This window comes from Massilia sp. CCM 8734 (assembly GCF_011682155.1).
GTDB classification, from domain to species: domain Bacteria; phylum Pseudomonadota; class Gammaproteobacteria; order Burkholderiales; family Burkholderiaceae_D; genus Telluria_A; species Telluria_A rubra.
In genome coordinates, this window is sequence record NZ_WHJI01000004.1 from 244,865 (window position 1) to 260,127 (window position 15,263).

A 15,263-nucleotide genomic window follows, 5' to 3' on the forward strand; every position below is an offset into this window, starting at 1 on the left:
CTGCGGCAAGCCTTTGCGCACCACGATGCCAGAATTTCATTGACACAGGAACACTAAAATGATTAACCTGTCAATTTCAATTAATCAACTTTTTGGATAAGCATGAAGATTTTCACCAGTACCCTCCTCGCCACCGCGTTTGCGATGGGAAACGCCAACGCCCAGGTACTCACCTTCGATTTCACCGCCAAAGTAACGTGGATGACCGAATATGATGGCAAAGTCGCGACCGATGTCACGTCGAGCGCACTGTCCGGCGTGGATATTGCCTACGGCGACATGGTGCACGGACAATTTTCCTTCGATGCCTCCACGCCGCTGTCTCCCCTCATGCAGTGGATGCCAATTTCACCCGAGTCCACCCTGATCTACGAGGGGCCGCAGCACCCGGTCCTGGGAACGATCACATTCGAGCGGCCCGCGTATACCTTCACCAGCACCAATCCCTACTTCTCGTCTATCTCGGTGGGCAATACCGAAGCATCCTGGCGTGGCGATATGTTTGCCGCGCAAACTGCCGAATATACACAGGACAAGACGCAGGGTCGCGCCATGTCTGTTTCCTTGTACGACCCTTCCGGCAATGCCCTTTCCAGCCAATCCATTCCCGGATCGCTGTCGCTGCCTGCATTCAACTCGGCCTTCGTCACTTACAGCTGGTTCCGCATGTCGGACGGCGTTTATCTCAACAGCGGCGCGATGATCACCTCGCTGGCCCCCGTCGTGACGTCCCCGGTGCCGGAACCGTCGACCTACGCCATGTTCGCCGTCGGCTTGCTGGCATTGGGTGCCATGGCGCGTCGCCAAGCGGCTGCACGGCGTTAAGCAGCTGCCCGTGCCTGCAAGCTTATCGCGCAGGACGCGGGGCCGCGATGGCCGCCGCGTATTCCGACTTGAAGTCCTTGCTGACGCCCCAGACACCGACATACCCGCCCTGCTCGAAAGTGAACTCGCCCTCATGCAGGGTGGAAGGGGCGCCCACGCCCATGCGCAGCGGGTCGTTGCGCTCGATCAGCAGGCGGCAGCGGTAGCGCTGGTTCACCACCAGCGCGCGGCACGGCACAACCGGTTCGACGTCGGCAATCTCGCCGCGCAGTTCGCGGGCCGACAAGGCCCAGCGTTCGCGCAGCTCCTTGCGCGCCAGTTCCTGCCGCAGGTCGGCGTCCAGGATGTCGGCCTGCGTCTTGGCCGCCGCGACCCCGTCGCGCAGGGCCCACTCGAGCATGCTGCGCTTGATCGGGTAGGTCAGGTCGGATGCCTGGCCGTCGACGGCGCGGCGTCCGAAGCGGGTCTGCACGATCACCGGATCGGCCTGGACCACCACCAGTTCGTCCCCTTTTTTGTCCTTGGCGACGGTATAGGCGAACGCCAGGGCCTTGCCGCCGACGCTGGCCGTGGCGCTGCAGCCACGCACCCCGGTCTGGTCGATATAGCCGACCTCGCGCATGCCGGTGGGCGTCGCGCCCACGCCGCGCGGCAGCATGCTGTCGATCTTGCCGCGCACCGACCAGCCATCGCAGGCGGGCAGCGCGGTGAACAGCCGCATGACCCCGCCGATGGCGAATGCCAGCAACACCGGTCCGAGCACCCACAGCGCGATCTCGAGCCATAACCATCTCCCCTTCGGGGGCACGATTGGCTTGAAGTCCTTGCGTTGTTGAACGGCGCTGAACAGGAAATCGGCATGGTCCAGGATGGCGTCGCGCCTGGCGCTGCCGCCAATAACATCATGCAAGGCGTCGAAACGCTCGCGCGTCATCAAACCGCAGTTCACCATCTGGAACAGCACGTCGCCGGGCACGCTGAGCGCCCGCTCGAAACCGATGCCCTCCAGCACGCCGTCGCGCTCGTCCGCCCGCAGCAGGCCTTCGCGCACCATCAGATCAATGCAGACGGCGCTGCCCTTCATGCAAAACAACTCGTCTTGTTCCAGCGCCTGATCGACCATGTCCTGGTCGCTGGCCAGTTCAAGATGATCGAAGGCGGCGACAAGCTCGTCCGCCGACACGATGTCTTTGCGCATCAGCCACGCCAGCGGCGCCACCAGGGTGGGGCTGGCCGACAGCGCTTGCGACTCGGGGTCGGCCACGGCGCGCCGGTATTGCCTGCCGTCGAGCAGGCCGATGTGCTGCAGGTAGGCGAAACGACAGGCCGGACGTGGCGCGCTCATCGCTCGTCCGGGCGCGCCTTGAGAATATGGCGCGCAATGCCGCGCAGGATGTTGACTTCCTCGGTCTCGAGCTGGGTGCGCGCAAACAGGCGTTTCAGGCGCGGCATGAGCTTTTTGGGATTGTCGGCGTCGAGAAAATCGATCGCCACCAGCGCTTGTTCCAGGTGCGCATACATGCCTTCGACCTGGTCCAGGCTGGCGGAGTCGCCATGAAAGCCGATCGCGCTCGGCGCTTGGGCCTCGGTGTCGCCGGCCACCCGGCATTCGTAGGCCAGCACCTGGGCCGCCTGCGCCAGGTTGAGCGAGCAATAATCGGGATTGGCGGGAATATTGATCAGCACATTGCACTGCTCGACGATCTGGTTCGGCAAACCAAAGCGCTCGTTGCCGAAAATGAGCGCGGCCGACAAGTCGCCCTGCCCCGCCACATGGCCGGCGAACGCGCGTGGCGTGAGCACCGGCGGCGAGAATTCGCGCAGGCGCGCCGACACGGCAGCGGCGAAATTGCACCCTTCCAGGGCCTGGCCGATGCTGCCGACGATGCGCGCCCCTGTCAGCACGTCCTGGGCGCCGCTGGCGAACGCCACCGCTTCCGGGTCTTGCAAGGCATCGGGGAAGCGCGGGTTGACCAGCACCAGGTCGGAAAATCCCATGGTTTTGATGGCGCGCGCGACCGCGCCGATATTGCCGGCGCGGCTGGTCTCGACCAGGACAAATCGCAGGCGTTTGAAAACAGACGTGTTGATTTCGGGCGTGTTCATTTAAAATAGCGCTATCGCGCAGTGGCGGATGATTAAAAACAGGGCTGACCAGCCCGCGATTTTAACCAGTTCGCCGCCGCACCGCTCTTTAATTCATTCTTGTTCTCTACCGTACGCTGCGCCCAAGGGGGCGCCGTGGGCGTTAGCGTTCTTTTAACGGAAGCTCCACATGCACCCAATGCTCAATACGGCGATCAAGGCAGCTCGCCGCGCCGCCACCGTGATCCAGCGCGCGTCCTTCGACGTCGACCGGATCAGTGTTACTGAAAAACAACACAACGATTTCGTCACCGATGTCGACCAGGCGGCCGAACAGGCGATCATCGAGACCTTGCTCAAAGCCTATCCCGACCATGCGATCCTGGCCGAGGAATCGGGTGCATCCGCCAACCTGAACGACGAGAGTGAATTCGCCTGGATCATCGACCCGATCGATGGCACCACCAATTTCATGCACGGCTATCCCAACTATTGCGTCTCGATCGCGCTGACCCAGCGCGGCATCGTCACGCAGGCCGTGATCTACGATCCGGTGCGTAACGACCTGTACACCGCCAGCAAAGGCGCCGGCGCCTACCTGAACGACAAGCGTATCCGCGTCACCAAACACGACCGCCTGGCCAACACCCTGCTGTGCTCCGGCCACGCCGCCGGCCCGCGCGCGCTGGCTGACTACATGAAAATGTACGGCGTCGTCGCCGAACGTTGCCAGGCCGTGCGCAGCGCCGGCTCGGCCGCGCTGGAACTGGCCAACGTGGCCGCCGGCCGCAGCGACGGCTTCTACGAAAAGGGCCTCAAAGCCTGGGATATCGCCGCCGGCTCGCTGCTGGTGACGGAAGCGGGCGGCATCGTCGGCGAGTTCAACGGCGAGTCCGACTACCTGCACAAGGGCGATATCATCGCCGCCAGCCCGAAGGTGTTTGGCCAGATGGTCACGCTGCTCGCGCCTTTCGCGTAAAATACGCCGTGACGCTGTACCGGAGGCCGTGTAAGGCCTCCGCTTTCCCTCCGCCAGGCTTCACAAGCCGCACGTGAAATTTCCACAGCGAAACTGATTTCTGTTAAATTTAGCATCGCTGTGTATGCCGCAATGTCGGGTGGCACCGTTTCCAGTGCCTTTGCCACCACGATTTTCTAATATTGATTGCCTGCGACTGGCGCTTATTGCATGAGCGACGGGCCGATCTCCACCATAAAGTTATCATGTCATTTTCTAAACTCGGCCTGTCCGATGCTATCGTTCGTGCCGTAACCGAACACGGTTACACCGTCCCGACCCCGATCCAGACCCAGGCGATCCCCGCCGTGCTGAACGGCGGCGACCTGCTGGCGGGCGCACAAACCGGCACCGGCAAGACCGCCGGTTTTACCCTGCCGATCCTGAACCGCCTCTCGACCGATGCGGTCGGCGCGGCCCAGGGCAGCAAAACCTCGCCGCGCTCGGTGCGCGCGCTGATCCTGACCCCGACCCGCGAACTGGCGGCCCAGGTCGAGGAAAGCGTACGCGTGTACGGCAAGTACACCAATTTGAACTCGGCCGTGATCTTCGGCGGCGTTGGCATCAATCCGCAGATCAAGCAGCTCAAGCACGGCGTCGACATTCTGGTGGCAACGCCAGGCCGCCTGCTCGACCACATGGAACAGCGCACGGTCGACCTGTCGAAGGTCGAAATCCTGATCCTGGACGAAGCCGACCGCATGCTCGACATGGGTTTCATCCGCGACATCAAAAAAGTGCTGGCCGCCCTGCCGCCGAAGCGCCAGAACCTGCTGTTCTCGGCCACCTTCTCCGAAGAGATCAAGGCCCTGGCCGATGGCTTGCTGAACAAGCCGGCCATGATCGAAGTGGCGCGCCGCAATTCGACGGTCGAAGTCATCTCGCAGAAGATCCACCCGGTCGACCGCGACAAGAAGCATCCGATGCTGTCGCACCTGATCAAGTCGAACAAATGGACCCAGGTGCTGGTATTTACCCGCACCAAGCACGGCGCCAACAAGCTGGTCGAGCAACTCGGCGCGGATGGCATCGGGGCCATGGCGATCCACGGCAACAAGAGCCAGTCGGCGCGCACCAAGGCGCTGTCGGAATTCAAGGATGGCGCGCTGCAAGTGCTGGTCGCGACCGACATCGCCGCGCGCGGTATCGATATCGACCAATTGCCACACGTGGTCAACTACGACCTGCCGAACATTCCTGAAGACTATGTGCACCGGATCGGCCGTACCGGCCGCGCCGGCGCCACCGGCGAAGCCGTGTCGCTGGTCTGCGTGGACGAGCACGACATGCTCAAGGATATCGAAAAGCTGATCAAGCAAACCCTGCCGCGCCAGATCATCGCCGGTTTCGAACCGGACCCGACCGCACGCGCACAGCCTGTGCAACTGCGTAGCGGCGCGCCAGGCCATGGCGGCCGTGGTGGTCGTTCCGGCGGCGGGCAAGTGGTCAAGGTTGGCGGCGGCGGTGGCCGTGCTCCGGCCAAGCCGCGCAGCGCTGGTGGTGGCGGCGGCGGTGGCGGTACGGCTGGCGCGCGCGGTCCGCGTCCGGCGGCGCCGCACCGTTCGGGTGGCCGTGGCCGCTAAGTAAGCAGCTAGTCCGGCGCTCTGTCGCCGGACGCACGCCTTCGCGCGTGGTTACGTGTTTGCCATCTGCAACGATGAGCAGGCATGGATCCACGCGCTTTTAAAGTGCGCATGCTTGCGCACTCAAACATCTGTACCGCATCACTTCAGGGAGCGTGCACCAGATACAGAGATGGCGAGTGCTGCGCAGCCCAGGACAAGCCAGGCAGGAAGCGCAGCCAAAGCATACATTGGCAGCCCTATTTTTTCTTCGTGCATTCAAGACGTTGGCCATATAATTCCAGCCTTGAAGACAGCACTCTGCTTCGCAAGTTGGCCGCGATACTCAGCGCCCCCTTCCGTTCTTCAATGTGAGACAGCGTCAGCTTCATTCCCGTGTCATCAATGACATCCTGGCTGCGATACGCCTTACCCACGATGCCAACTCCCCGATCGAGCAAGGTAATTGCAGTTACATAATTGCCGTCGTCAATGAACTTATCCGCCTGTTTTGACAGGGTGACGGCAGCGGCGTGTTCCGATTCCATAATACATTTCCCCGCAACGTTAGCGGCAGTTCGCACGTCCGCACCACTTGCAAAAGCGCATGCAATTCCACATGCCAGCGCTATACTCGCTTTACGGACCCACCCGCTTGAATACACCATTTTCTCCTTCGTAATATGCCATTCCCATCTTCTGGGCATTTTCCCTCGCAGCTTGCTTGCCGCGCTAAAACTCATACCCGAATCCACGACCGGTGCGCTATTTCCAGCATTCCTTGCTCGATTCATAGCGGCGCTGTCGACTGGGTGGGAGTAGCGTCAGTCAGTCTTGAGCATCATGCACTGTTCGTCGCCACTTTGAGCAAATGAAGTTTTCCTTTTTGGATCGTTGACAAGATTGCCAGCGTCGCCCGGACGCAATGCGATGCGATGCGCAGATTTCCGCCCACGCCTTGAAAAAAAGCGTATATACTTGCGCACTCAAACATCTGTACCGCATCACTAAAGGAGATCGCAATGAATGAACTCAATTCTCACGCCGAACTGTGCCTGCGCATGGCGCGCGCCAACGCGGCCCTGCTGCGCCGTTTCGACAATTCCCTGGGCGGACACCACGGCATCAGCTTTTCCGACTTCCAGATCCTCAACCACCTGAGCCGCGCACCGGGCGGCCGCCTGCGCCGGGTCGACCTGGCCGAGCGACTGGGGCTGACCGCGTCCGGCATCACGCGCAGCCTGCTGCCCCTGGAAAAGATCGGCCTGGTCACGCGCGAAGCCGATCCGCGCGACGCCCGCGTCGGCTTTGCCGTCATCACCCCCAGCGGGCAGGAACTGGCGCTCAACGCCAGCGATGTCGTCGACCTGATCAGCCGCGAAGCGCTGCGTCCCTTCCCACCGGACCAGCTCGAAGCGATGTCGGCCATCCTGGGCCAGATCGCCGGCATTAACCTGAGCAACAGCTAAGTCCATGGACGAGCAAAAACAAGCGCGCGCGGCCCTGCTGGGCGAGCCGAATTTCCGCTGGATGATGGGCGGCGCCATCATCTCGGCCATGGGCGACCAGTTCACCATGATCGCCCTGCCCTGGCTGGTGCTGGTGAGCACCGGCGACCCGCTCAAGATGGGCCTGGTGATTGCCCTGATGAGCGTGCCGCGCGCCGTTTTCATCTTGCTCGGCGGCGCCCTGGTCGACCGCTACTCGCCCAAGTCGATGCTCATGATCAGCAAGTACGTGAATACCGTCTTGCTGGGTTTGCTGGCAGCGATGGTCTTGACCGGCCACATGCAATTGTTGCTGATCAGCGCGCTGGCGCTGGCGATCGGTTTCGCCTCGGCCTTCAGCATCCCGGCCGGCACCTCGATGCTGCCGAACGTGGTGGCGCCGGCGCAACTGCCGCTGGCCAACGGCGTGATGATGGGGATCCGCCAGGTGACCATGCTGGCCGGGCCGCTGCTGGCCGGCATGCTGATCGCGCTGTTCGGCGACGGCAGCCGCGCCGGCGGCGCCGCTGACGCGAACGCGAACGCGGACGGCATCGGCATCGCCTTCGCGCTCGACAGCGCCAGCTTCTTGCTGTCGGCCTGGACCTTGTCCAAGGTGCGCCTGCTGCATGCGGCGCCGAAAACGGCGCCGGAACCGGTGCTGCGCGCCGTCGGCGCCGGCATTGGCATGGTGTGGAACGACATGGCGCTGCGCACCAGCATGCTGTACTGGGGCCTGTGCGCGTTTGTCGTGGGCGGCGCGATGCAGGTGGCGCTGCCGGTGCTGGCCAACACGGTGCTGCACGGCGCCTCGGCGCTGGGCCTGATCATGGGCGTGCACGGGGCCGGCAGCCTGGCCGGGATGGCGCTCAGCGGCGTGCTGGGCAAGTTCCGGGTCCGCAATTTCGGCACCACGGTGCTGCTGGTCGATGTGCTGGTCGGGCTGCTGCTCATTCCACTGGGGCTGGTGGCGGCGACCTGGCAGGCGGCGGCTCTGCTGCTGGCGATCGGTGTGCTGGGCGGCTTCATGCAGGTAGCCGTGTTCAGCTGGCTGCAGCAACGCGTGCCGCGCGCCATGCTGGGGCGGGCCATGAGCATCTTCATGTTCATCTTCATGGGCGTGGCGCCGCTGTCGGCGGCGCTGACCGGCTGGCTGCTGCAATACATGACCCTGGCGCAACTGTTCGGTGGGGCCGGATTGTTCCTGATGGGGGCGGCGCTGCTGGCCTGGCTGTTCACGCCGATGGGGACGATTGCGGATGGGGCAATGCCTTCGACCGAACGATGAGGCCGAAGGAGTGCGTTCTGACTTGCTCAGGTGCCAGCCACATCCCTGGTTTTCTTCGGACGGCCACCAAGCTTGCCGTTTTCACGCGCGGCGGCCGTCTTGGCATCGCTCGCTGACGCGCCGCCCGCCTTGCCCATCTGTGCAGCCATCCAGCGCCTGGAACCGAGAAAGCCCTCCAGCAGCGTGGGGAGATACAGGTCGGCATCGAGTTTGGGGAAATGCACGCCCAACCCGGAAGGGCTGATCTGAGCATCGACCAGGTCTGCCGGATGGGCGTTTTCGAAACCTTGTACGTCGCGGGGCGCAAAAGCAATTTGCAAGCCGGATGCCAGCGAAATCACGATGCGTGAAATGCGACGGTCGTAACGTACCGCCACCGCCACCGGAAAAGCCACTTTCTTTGCTGCTCCGCGGCGGTTCGCGGCCTCAAATGTTGAATCAGAAATATCCATGGATTCCCCTCCATTGAGCACATAGCAGCGCCAGATTTTTGACAAGCGCAGCGGCAATCTTTCCAAGTTCCCTTTGCGAAAAACCGTAGTTCTCGCGCAACTGGGGAGGCCCGTCCGGGCAATTCAGATTGAACACTGCTTCATATTCCTTACCTTGAACGTGAACATGAGCAGGTCGGTGATCGTTTGGGTAGATGACCACGCGCAGGCCAAACATCGTCAGTACAGTTGGCATTGTATCCCTGACTTAAACCGATTGGCTTAGTTGGCGCTTGACGAGAACCAGTGGCGCCGACGTGCTCATACAGCGTCGTGTCCGGCATCCGACCTTAGCTCTGCCTATCGGACACGTCTACTGATCAGGCAGGCAGTTGCGTCGGCCCTCGCCGCCTGCCCCGAAGCCGCGCCATGCGCCAAAATGACCCTGGCGCAACTGTTCGGTGGCGCCGGATTGTTCCTGGTGGGGGGCGGCGCTGCTGGCCTGGCTGCTCACGCCGATGGGGACGATTGCGGATGGGGCAATGCCGAGGTCAGGCAAGTAAGGTCCAGGGGCGCGGACAAGGTGATCCGGACAGCTTCCGGCGCGATGCCGGGAAGTAGCCTCGATAGTGATAAGGCGATGCAGCGTCGACGCTTCAATACCAGGAGTACTTAGCGCATTCAGACGATCAGCTCAACAGTAGCGCAGCAGCCTGTCAAAAAGGAGCGCTTGAAAATTCTGCCGGCTGCTATACACCATGTGGACAAACAGCGCATTGTGCGTCGCATCGACCTGATATAACACTTTGGTGTGCTGTTGATAACTGTAAATCGAGAATGCCAACACTGGCCAACTCATCGCATTCGACACCCATCAGCGGCTGGCTTGCAAGCAGGGTCAGCCTGTCCATCAACGCGACGTAGGATTTATCAGCTACCGCATCGCCCCATCGGCTCCGGACATACGCGTCCATACGGACAATATCTTCGCTGGCGACGTCAAGAATATTGACGGTGTATGCCATCGCTCAGCTCTTGGAACGCTTGCCTGAGATCCGTTTATCTAACTCGCTACGTGCTTCTGCAATGGGCTTGAAATTGCCAGATGCAATTTGTTCCTGGCCTATCTTGACGATCTTGAGCAGTGCATTGGTTTCCTGCGCCCGGTAATACTCCTCGAAGCTGACGCACACGAAGCTCGGGATACCATCCTGTGTTATCACGATTGGCCCGGATTCCTCTTGTAGTTCCCTGGCGATATCTGCCGTATTTGTTTCAAAAACAGAGATCGGCCTGAACTTTTTCGCAACTTTCATAATGCCCTCCCGGGCAGGTAATGCGTGCCTGATGCAGACCGATCGAGATTAGCGCTGTTCACTGCATACGTCAACCGGCTTTGCCGTCAATCGTGGCCTGCCCTGAGGTCATGCCATGCGCCAAAATGTGGTTTACGATAGCGCCTTGCCAACGTCCAGGTCTTCCGATGCCCAAATTCTGCGCCAACCTCAGCCTGATGTTCACCGAAGTGAGCTTCCTCGACCGCTTCGCCGCCGCGCGCGCCAATGGTTTCGACGGCGTCGAGTTCCTGTTCCCCTACGCTGTCGACGCGGACCAGATCGCCGAGCGCCTGGCGCACTGCGGCGTGCAACTGGTGCTGCACAACCTGCCGCCGGGCGACTGGAACGCGGGCGAGCGCGGCCTGGCCTGCGACCCGCGCCGCATCGGTCAATTCCAGGACAGCGTGGCGCTGGCCCTCGACTACGCCGTCCCGCTCGGCGTGCGCCGCCTGCACTGCCTGGCCGGCATCGCGCCGCCCGGCCTCGCGCCCGAACACGCGCACCAGACCTACATCGCCAACCTGCGTTTCGCCGCCGCCCAACTGGCCGCGCATGGCATCGACCTCATGATCGAGCCGATCAACACCTACGACATGCCCGGCTACTTCCTCACCGGCAGCGCCCAGGCCGCGGCGGTGATCGTCGAGTGCGGCGCGCCGAACCTGTTCATGCAATACGACATCTATCACATGCAGCGCATGGAAGGCGAACTGGCCAATACGATCCGCGCCCACCTGCCCCTGATCGGCCACATCCAGGCCGCCGACAACCCGGGCCGCCACGAACCGGGCAGCGGCGAAATCCATTACCGCTACCTGTTCGCCCTGCTCGACGAACTCGGCTACAAAGGCTGGGTCGGCTGCGAATACCACCCGCGTGGCGAGACCATCGCCGGCCTGCATTGGCGTAGCGTATTTACTTAATCCATGGCAAAATCAACAACATGATCGATGGCATATTTCGCCGATGGAAACATTAGCGAAGTTTGACTTTAAGCAAACTGGATTCAAGTCAACGGCGCAAGAATGGGAACTTCTGGCCAGCCTTCCCGCCCCCGCCTGAAAGGATGTATGAACGCCCTTCGCACCCTCTGCACCTCCGCCCTCCTCGCCGCCAGCCTGCTGCTGGGCGGCTGCGCCAGCAACCGGGTCAACCTGGAGGAGGTGCGCGAATTCGCCGACGCCTCGGCCCGGCTGGGCGGCTACGCCGAACTGTCCACGCGCTACCGCGACACCTATCTGCGCGAGCAACCCTACCTGCCGCCCGCCGCCGAGAAGGTCGCCAAGGAAAACGACGCCAGGCGGCACGCCGCCTACAACGACTTCGTGACCATCCAGAAAGCCGTGGTGCTGTACATGCAGACCTTGAGCCAGTTGGCGGGCCAAGGGCGCTACGATTTCACGCCGCAGATCGACACCTTTAGCGTGGGCCTGAGCGGCATGACCGACACCACGCTCGGCCAGAAGCAGGTGGCCGCCTATACCGGCCTGGCGCGCCTGCTGACGCGCGCGATCACCTCGCACTTCCAGAAAGAAAGCGTGGAAACCATGGTGCGCGAAGGCGACGCCGATGTGCGCGTGCTGCTCGAAGCAATGATCAGCCTGACCGACATCTACGCCAGCGCCCACGAGAATGAAAAGAAAACCGTGCTCGGCTTTTTCGATGTGGCCCTGCCCCTGGCCGACCGGCCGCAGGACCGCCTGCTGTACACCCTGGCGCGCGCCCATGCGCAGGCCAAGACCAGCGAGTACCGCCTGGTCGAGCGCCGCATCGACCTGGCGCGCCAGGGCCTGGCCAAGGTGGCGCAGGGACACCAGCAGTTGCGCGAGAACCTCGCCACCATGTCCTCGTCCGAGATGCGCCACATGCTCTCCGACGTGGTGCGCGACCTGCGCCTGATTCGCGCCGGCCTGGCAAGCGACTAAACCGACCCGAGGTGTACTATGAAGACCGATCAAGACGGACTGGCCAGTGTGGAAGACATCATGGCGCTGGCCGCGCAATTATCAGGCGTCGCCGGCGCCATCCATGAACGCGCGCTGGTAGCCATCCGCGCGCCCGCCGACGCCAGGCTGGGTGAGGACGAGCGCAACGGCGCCTTCGCCCTGCTCGACGAGGAACTGCTGTTGCGCCAGCACGTGCACGCCCTGTACCTGGACGCAGCGCGCGCCGTAGTCAAGGGCCTGGGCCAGCCGCAACAGTACGTGCTGGCCCTGACCGCCGACGCCGCCGAAAAAATCCGCAAGATCAGCGTCATCGCCAACATTACCGGGCTGGTGGCGGCGGTGGTCGGACTGGCCGGCGCGGCGGCCAGCGGCGTGCCCGGCACCGTCTCGCTCGCGCTCAAGGGTGTGCGCGACCATATCAAGGCGATCAAGGCCCAATAGCCTCAATAGGCCCTATCTGGCCAGATAGACATCGCCGCCGGCGCGCGTGCGCCGGTATTCAGCGCCGCGCGAACGCGCTACACTCACCTCAATGCGCGCGCGCCCACCCGGGCCGCTACGCCAACACAACATCAACTTTCCCGAGCCTCGAACATGAACGGACTGGAACCTGGGCAGCTTGCGCTCCTCAAAGCCGTCCTCGAACAGCGGCTGGCCGAACTGGCCCGCCACGACGAGGCCGAGGTGGCGGCCGGCCCGCGCGACCTGGCGGTGCAGGAGGTCGAAACCTCACCGGCCGACAAAGCCACCGTGCGCCTGCTCAACGACCTGGCGCTGGAAGCGGCCGGCCACCACGTGGCGCAACAGCGCACCATCCGCCAGGCGCTGGCGCGCATCGAGGACGGCAGTTACGGCGAATGCGAGGAATGCGGCAATCCGATCGGCTTTTCGCGCCTGCAGGCGCGCCCGGAAGCGCGCCTGTGCATCGCCTGCCAGACCCGCGCCGAGAAGCGCTGACGCACGCGACCATCGGGCGCGCCAGGCGATCGCGGCACATGCACAGCGAAGGGCTGCGCACGCGCGGGCGTTTTCAGCTCATGTGCTGTCCGCCATTGATGGCGATGTTGGCGCCCGTCACAAACGCCGCCTCGTCCGACGACAGGTAGGCGACCAGGCCCGCCACTTCCTCCGGCTCGCCCAGCCGTCCGACCGGAATCTGCGGCAGGATGCGGCTGGTCATCACCTCGTCCGGCACCGCCATCACCATGTTGGTGCGCAGGTAGCCCGGCGAGACGGTGTTGACGGTCACGTTGTGGCGCGCCATTTCGAGCGCCAGCGCCTTGGTGAAACCGTGCATGCCGGCCTTGGCGGCGGCATAGTTGGCCTGCCCGAAAGCACCCTTCTGCCCGTTCACCGACGAGATATTGATGATCCGCCCCCAGCCTTGCGCGATCATCGGTTCGATCGCCTGCTTGGACAGGTTGAACACGCTGTCGAGATTGGTGCGCATGACGTCGACCCAGTCGTCGTGGGCCATCTTGGCCAGGCTGCGGTCGCGCGTGATGCCGGCGTTATTGACCAGCACATCCAGGCGCCCCTGTTCGGACAACAGTTTTTGCACCATCCATTCGCTGTCGGCAAAGTCGCCCACATCGACCTTGTACGCCGAAAAGCGAAAGCCTTCGTCGCGCTGCGCCGCCAGCCAGCCCTCGGGCGAACTGTTGTGCGGCGAATAGGTGGCCGCCACGCAAAAGCCAGCCCGGTGCAAACGCTGGCAAATTGCCGTACCCAAACCTCCCATGCCCCCGGTTACGAGTGCCACTCTTTTGATTTCCATCATGCTTTCCTGTCATCGTGGTGAAGTCCGAACCCAAGTCTAGGGTGGTTACCGTGCGCAACATTGAGCAATATCAAAGCTTGGGGAAAGATGGTTTAAGATGATGCATATCACGTCCATCGACACAGGAGCATGCATGGCGTACCAGACTATCCTCGTTCACGTCGACGACAATCCATCTGTTTTCGGGCGCATCGGCGTGGCCATCGCGCTGGCCAGGCAAGGCGGGCACCTGGTCGGGGTGGCGCCGACGGGCGTGGCGCGCGCGCTCCATCCGAGCCTGCCGCCCGGCCAGAGCGACCCCACCCTGGCGCTGCACCTGGGCTTTTTGCGCGAACAGGCGCAGGCCGCGCTGGCGACGTTTACCGCGCGCTGCGCGGCGGCCGGGCTGACCTCGTACGAAGGGCGCGTGATCGACGACGACGCCGCCGGCGGCCTGTGCCTGCATGGCCGGGTGGCCGATGTGATCGTGCTCAGCCAGTCCGATCCCGATCAGGGCGGGCCAGGCCTGCTGGCCGACCTGCCCGCCGACGTGGTGCTGCACGCCGGCACCCCGGTGCTGATCGCGCCGTTCTCGGGCGAGCGCGCCAGCGTCGGGCAGCGCGTGCTGGTGTCGTGGGACGCCAGCCGCGAAGCGGCCATCGCGCTGCGCCTGGCGCTGCCGCTGCTGCGCCACGCGGGCAGCGTCGACCTGGCGGTGTTCGATACCGGGCCGGGCAGTCACACGGTGGCCGAAGCGCAGGCGGCCGATCCGCGCGCCTGGCTGGCGCGGCACGGGGTGCGCGCCAGTTTCGCGATCCACCCGCTGGCAAACAAGCGCCAGCACGTGGGCGAGGCTCTGCTGGCGCTGGTCGCGCAGAAAAATGCCGACCTGCTGGTGATGGGCGCCTACGGTCACTCGCGCGTGCGCGAAACCATCCTGGGCGGCTTCACCCGCACCTTGTTCGAATCGATGAGCGTGCCGGTGCTGATGGCGCACTAAAAACATCTCGCCAGATCGGCGCCGCTACTGGCGCGCCTGCCAGACAGGGCAGCGTTGTTCGTCCTTGCATGACAAGCCATTCAAGCTCCCCGCGCCTTGTCCGCGCTGACCATGCATTGCCTGAGCCCATGTCCGCCACGTTTTCGCGGATCTAACGAGGCAGGCTCTGGAAACAGCGACAGAATGAAATCGACCGGAAAGGCTGGCCGTTGATATCATTGTGATATCATTGAATTTACTGCAATTTCAACCCTAGCAGCCTGTCGGACTTGGGATCGTCGGCTGCAAAAATACCTGGAACGGTCCATATTTCGCCGCTTTCTCGGCCAATAGCTCGCTATTGGCACTGCGAAATCGTCAAAATCTGGCCTCGCCCGGCTATTTTTTCGCTTCGACTCCCCAAGTCCGACAGGCTGCTAGCCTGAATTTTGCATAAAAAAGGGCAAGAATGCCGTAAGTGATTGATAAAATGTGAGTTATCCATAAAACACAATTTCAACACGAACGCACCTTGCCCGGCATGAA

Annotated in this window: 18 protein-coding genes; 10 read left to right on the forward strand and 8 right to left on the reverse strand. The window is 62.8% G+C overall.

The features are described 5' to 3' along the window. Positions 1-102: 102 nt before the first annotated feature. A complete protein-coding gene (locus F2P46_RS06235; RefSeq protein ID WP_166886270.1) occupies positions 103-825 on the forward strand; it encodes a PEP-CTERM sorting domain-containing protein in 723 nt (240 codons plus the stop codon). Positions 826-847: 22 nt separating this feature from the next. Here F2P46_RS06235 and F2P46_RS06240 read toward each other — a convergent pair whose 3' ends face one another. Both F2P46_RS06240 and F2P46_RS06245 read right to left on the reverse strand, forming a co-directional pair. Further along, entirely contained in the window at positions 848-2,170 is a 1,323-nt protein-coding gene (locus F2P46_RS06240) for a hypothetical protein (protein ID WP_166886273.1), read from the reverse strand. After that, positions 2,167-2,931: an RNA methyltransferase gene (locus tag F2P46_RS06245; protein WP_166886276.1), complete on the reverse strand. Its 765-nt coding sequence runs from the start codon at positions 2,929-2,931 to the stop codon at positions 2,167-2,169. Before F2P46_RS06245 ends, F2P46_RS06240 begins: the two co-directional genes overlap by 4 nt. Before the next feature lie 178 nt (positions 2,932-3,109). Here F2P46_RS06245 and F2P46_RS06250 point away from each other — a divergent pair, with 178 nt between their 5' ends. After that, positions 3,110-3,889 carry an inositol monophosphatase family protein gene (locus F2P46_RS06250; protein WP_166886358.1) on the forward strand — a complete coding sequence of 260 codons (780 nt, stop codon included), beginning with the start codon at positions 3,110-3,112 and terminating at the stop codon, positions 3,887-3,889. A 245-nt stretch (positions 3,890-4,134) separates the two neighbouring features. Beyond that, complete coding sequence (locus F2P46_RS06255; protein ID WP_166886279.1) at positions 4,135-5,511, forward strand: DEAD/DEAH box helicase; 1,377 nt, start codon at positions 4,135-4,137, stop codon at positions 5,509-5,511. Positions 5,512-5,750: 239 nt separating this feature from the next. On the opposite strand, the gene F2P46_RS06260 is transcribed toward F2P46_RS06255, so the two are convergent. Beyond that, a complete protein-coding gene (locus F2P46_RS06260) occupies positions 5,751-6,038 on the reverse strand; it encodes a hypothetical protein (protein WP_166886281.1) in 288 nt (95 codons plus the stop codon). A 474-nt stretch (positions 6,039-6,512) separates the two neighbouring features. Here F2P46_RS06260 and F2P46_RS06265 point away from each other — a divergent pair, with 474 nt between their 5' ends. Then, entirely contained in the window at positions 6,513-6,959 is a 447-nt protein-coding gene (locus F2P46_RS06265) for a MarR family winged helix-turn-helix transcriptional regulator (RefSeq protein ID WP_166886284.1), read from the forward strand. A 4-nt stretch (positions 6,960-6,963) separates the two neighbouring features. Continuing rightward, entirely contained in the window at positions 6,964-8,265 is a 1,302-nt protein-coding gene (locus F2P46_RS06270) for an MFS transporter (protein ID WP_166886287.1), read from the forward strand. Positions 8,266-8,291: 26 nt separating this feature from the next. On the opposite strand, the gene F2P46_RS06275 is transcribed toward F2P46_RS06270, so the two are convergent. From F2P46_RS06275 to F2P46_RS06290, 4 genes are all read right to left on the reverse strand, one after another. After that, positions 8,292-8,717: a DUF2442 domain-containing protein gene (locus F2P46_RS06275; RefSeq protein WP_166886290.1), complete on the reverse strand. Its 426-nt coding sequence runs from the start codon at positions 8,715-8,717 to the stop codon at positions 8,292-8,294. Further along, positions 8,704-8,952, reverse strand: a complete 249-nt coding sequence (locus F2P46_RS06280; protein WP_166886293.1) for a DUF4160 domain-containing protein — start codon at positions 8,950-8,952, stop codon at positions 8,704-8,706. The genes F2P46_RS06275 and F2P46_RS06280 overlap by 14 nt, the downstream gene beginning before the upstream one ends. 493 nt (positions 8,953-9,445) lie before the next feature. Then, the gene (locus tag F2P46_RS06285) at positions 9,446-9,721 is read right to left on the reverse strand and encodes a type II toxin-antitoxin system RelE/ParE family toxin (protein WP_166886296.1); all 276 of its coding nucleotides are present in this window, start codon (positions 9,719-9,721) and stop codon (positions 9,446-9,448) included. 3 nt (positions 9,722-9,724) lie between these two features. Next, on the reverse strand, positions 9,725-10,012 hold the full coding sequence (locus tag F2P46_RS06290; protein ID WP_166886299.1) for a type II toxin-antitoxin system prevent-host-death family antitoxin: 288 nt from the start codon (positions 10,010-10,012) through the stop codon (positions 9,725-9,727). Between the two features lie 167 nt (positions 10,013-10,179). Between F2P46_RS06290 and hyi the strand changes: the two genes are divergently transcribed. From hyi to F2P46_RS06310, 4 genes are all read left to right on the forward strand, one after another. Continuing rightward, on the forward strand, positions 10,180-10,956 hold the full coding sequence (gene hyi, locus F2P46_RS06295) for a hydroxypyruvate isomerase (protein ID WP_166886302.1): 777 nt from the start codon (positions 10,180-10,182) through the stop codon (positions 10,954-10,956). Positions 10,957-11,103: 147 nt separating this feature from the next. After that, positions 11,104-11,958: a hypothetical protein gene (locus F2P46_RS06300; protein ID WP_166886305.1), complete on the forward strand. Its 855-nt coding sequence runs from the start codon at positions 11,104-11,106 to the stop codon at positions 11,956-11,958. A gap of 18 nt (positions 11,959-11,976) precedes the next feature. Further along, entirely contained in the window at positions 11,977-12,420 is a 444-nt protein-coding gene (locus F2P46_RS06305; RefSeq protein ID WP_166886308.1) for a hypothetical protein, read from the forward strand. A 153-nt stretch (positions 12,421-12,573) separates the two neighbouring features. Then, positions 12,574-12,936 carry a TraR/DksA family transcriptional regulator gene (locus tag F2P46_RS06310; RefSeq protein WP_166886311.1) on the forward strand — a complete coding sequence of 121 codons (363 nt, stop codon included), beginning with the start codon at positions 12,574-12,576 and terminating at the stop codon, positions 12,934-12,936. Positions 12,937-13,009: 73 nt separating this feature from the next. Here F2P46_RS06310 and phbB read toward each other — a convergent pair whose 3' ends face one another. Continuing rightward, positions 13,010-13,756 (reverse strand): acetoacetyl-CoA reductase, encoded by a 747-nt coding sequence (phbB, locus tag F2P46_RS06315; RefSeq protein ID WP_208296520.1) that lies wholly within the window; start codon positions 13,754-13,756, stop codon positions 13,010-13,012. A 136-nt stretch (positions 13,757-13,892) separates the two neighbouring features. Between phbB and F2P46_RS06320 the strand changes: the two genes are divergently transcribed. Next, positions 13,893-14,738 (forward strand): universal stress protein, encoded by an 846-nt coding sequence (locus tag F2P46_RS06320; protein WP_166886315.1) that lies wholly within the window; start codon positions 13,893-13,895, stop codon positions 14,736-14,738. Positions 14,739-15,263 lie beyond the last annotated feature (525 nt).

Excerpts from the sequence above, each read along its gene's own strand:
- F2P46_RS06235 (WP_166886270.1), top strand. The coding sequence starts at position 103 with ATGAAGATTTTCACCAGTACCCTCCTCGCCACCGCGTTTGCGATGGGA.
- F2P46_RS06240 (WP_166886273.1), bottom strand. The coding sequence starts at position 2,170 with ATGAGCGCGCCACGTCCGGCCTGTCGTTTCGCCTACCTGCAGCACATC.
- F2P46_RS06245 (WP_166886276.1), bottom strand. The coding sequence starts at position 2,931 with ATGAACACGCCCGAAATCAACACGTCTGTTTTCAAACGCCTGCGATTT.
- F2P46_RS06250 (WP_166886358.1), top strand. The coding sequence starts at position 3,110 with ATGCTCAATACGGCGATCAAGGCAGCTCGCCGCGCCGCCACCGTGATC.
- F2P46_RS06255 (WP_166886279.1), top strand. The coding sequence starts at position 4,135 with ATGTCATTTTCTAAACTCGGCCTGTCCGATGCTATCGTTCGTGCCGTA.
- F2P46_RS06260 (WP_166886281.1), bottom strand. The coding sequence starts at position 6,038 with ATGGAATCGGAACACGCCGCTGCCGTCACCCTGTCAAAACAGGCGGAT.
- F2P46_RS06265 (WP_166886284.1), top strand. The coding sequence starts at position 6,513 with ATGAATGAACTCAATTCTCACGCCGAACTGTGCCTGCGCATGGCGCGC.
- F2P46_RS06270 (WP_166886287.1), top strand. The coding sequence starts at position 6,964 with ATGGACGAGCAAAAACAAGCGCGCGCGGCCCTGCTGGGCGAGCCGAAT.
- F2P46_RS06275 (WP_166886290.1), bottom strand. The coding sequence starts at position 8,717 with ATGGATATTTCTGATTCAACATTTGAGGCCGCGAACCGCCGCGGAGCA.
- F2P46_RS06280 (WP_166886293.1), bottom strand. The coding sequence starts at position 8,952 with ATGCCAACTGTACTGACGATGTTTGGCCTGCGCGTGGTCATCTACCCA.
- F2P46_RS06285 (WP_166886296.1), bottom strand. The coding sequence starts at position 9,721 with ATGGCATACACCGTCAATATTCTTGACGTCGCCAGCGAAGATATTGTC.
- F2P46_RS06290 (WP_166886299.1), bottom strand. The coding sequence starts at position 10,012 with ATGAAAGTTGCGAAAAAGTTCAGGCCGATCTCTGTTTTTGAAACAAAT.
- hyi (WP_166886302.1), top strand. The coding sequence starts at position 10,180 with ATGCCCAAATTCTGCGCCAACCTCAGCCTGATGTTCACCGAAGTGAGC.
- F2P46_RS06300 (WP_166886305.1), top strand. The coding sequence starts at position 11,104 with ATGAACGCCCTTCGCACCCTCTGCACCTCCGCCCTCCTCGCCGCCAGC.
- F2P46_RS06305 (WP_166886308.1), top strand. The coding sequence starts at position 11,977 with ATGAAGACCGATCAAGACGGACTGGCCAGTGTGGAAGACATCATGGCG.
- F2P46_RS06310 (WP_166886311.1), top strand. The coding sequence starts at position 12,574 with ATGAACGGACTGGAACCTGGGCAGCTTGCGCTCCTCAAAGCCGTCCTC.
- phbB (WP_208296520.1), bottom strand. The coding sequence starts at position 13,756 with ATGGAAATCAAAAGAGTGGCACTCGTAACCGGGGGCATGGGAGGTTTG.
- F2P46_RS06320 (WP_166886315.1), top strand. The coding sequence starts at position 13,893 with ATGGCGTACCAGACTATCCTCGTTCACGTCGACGACAATCCATCTGTT.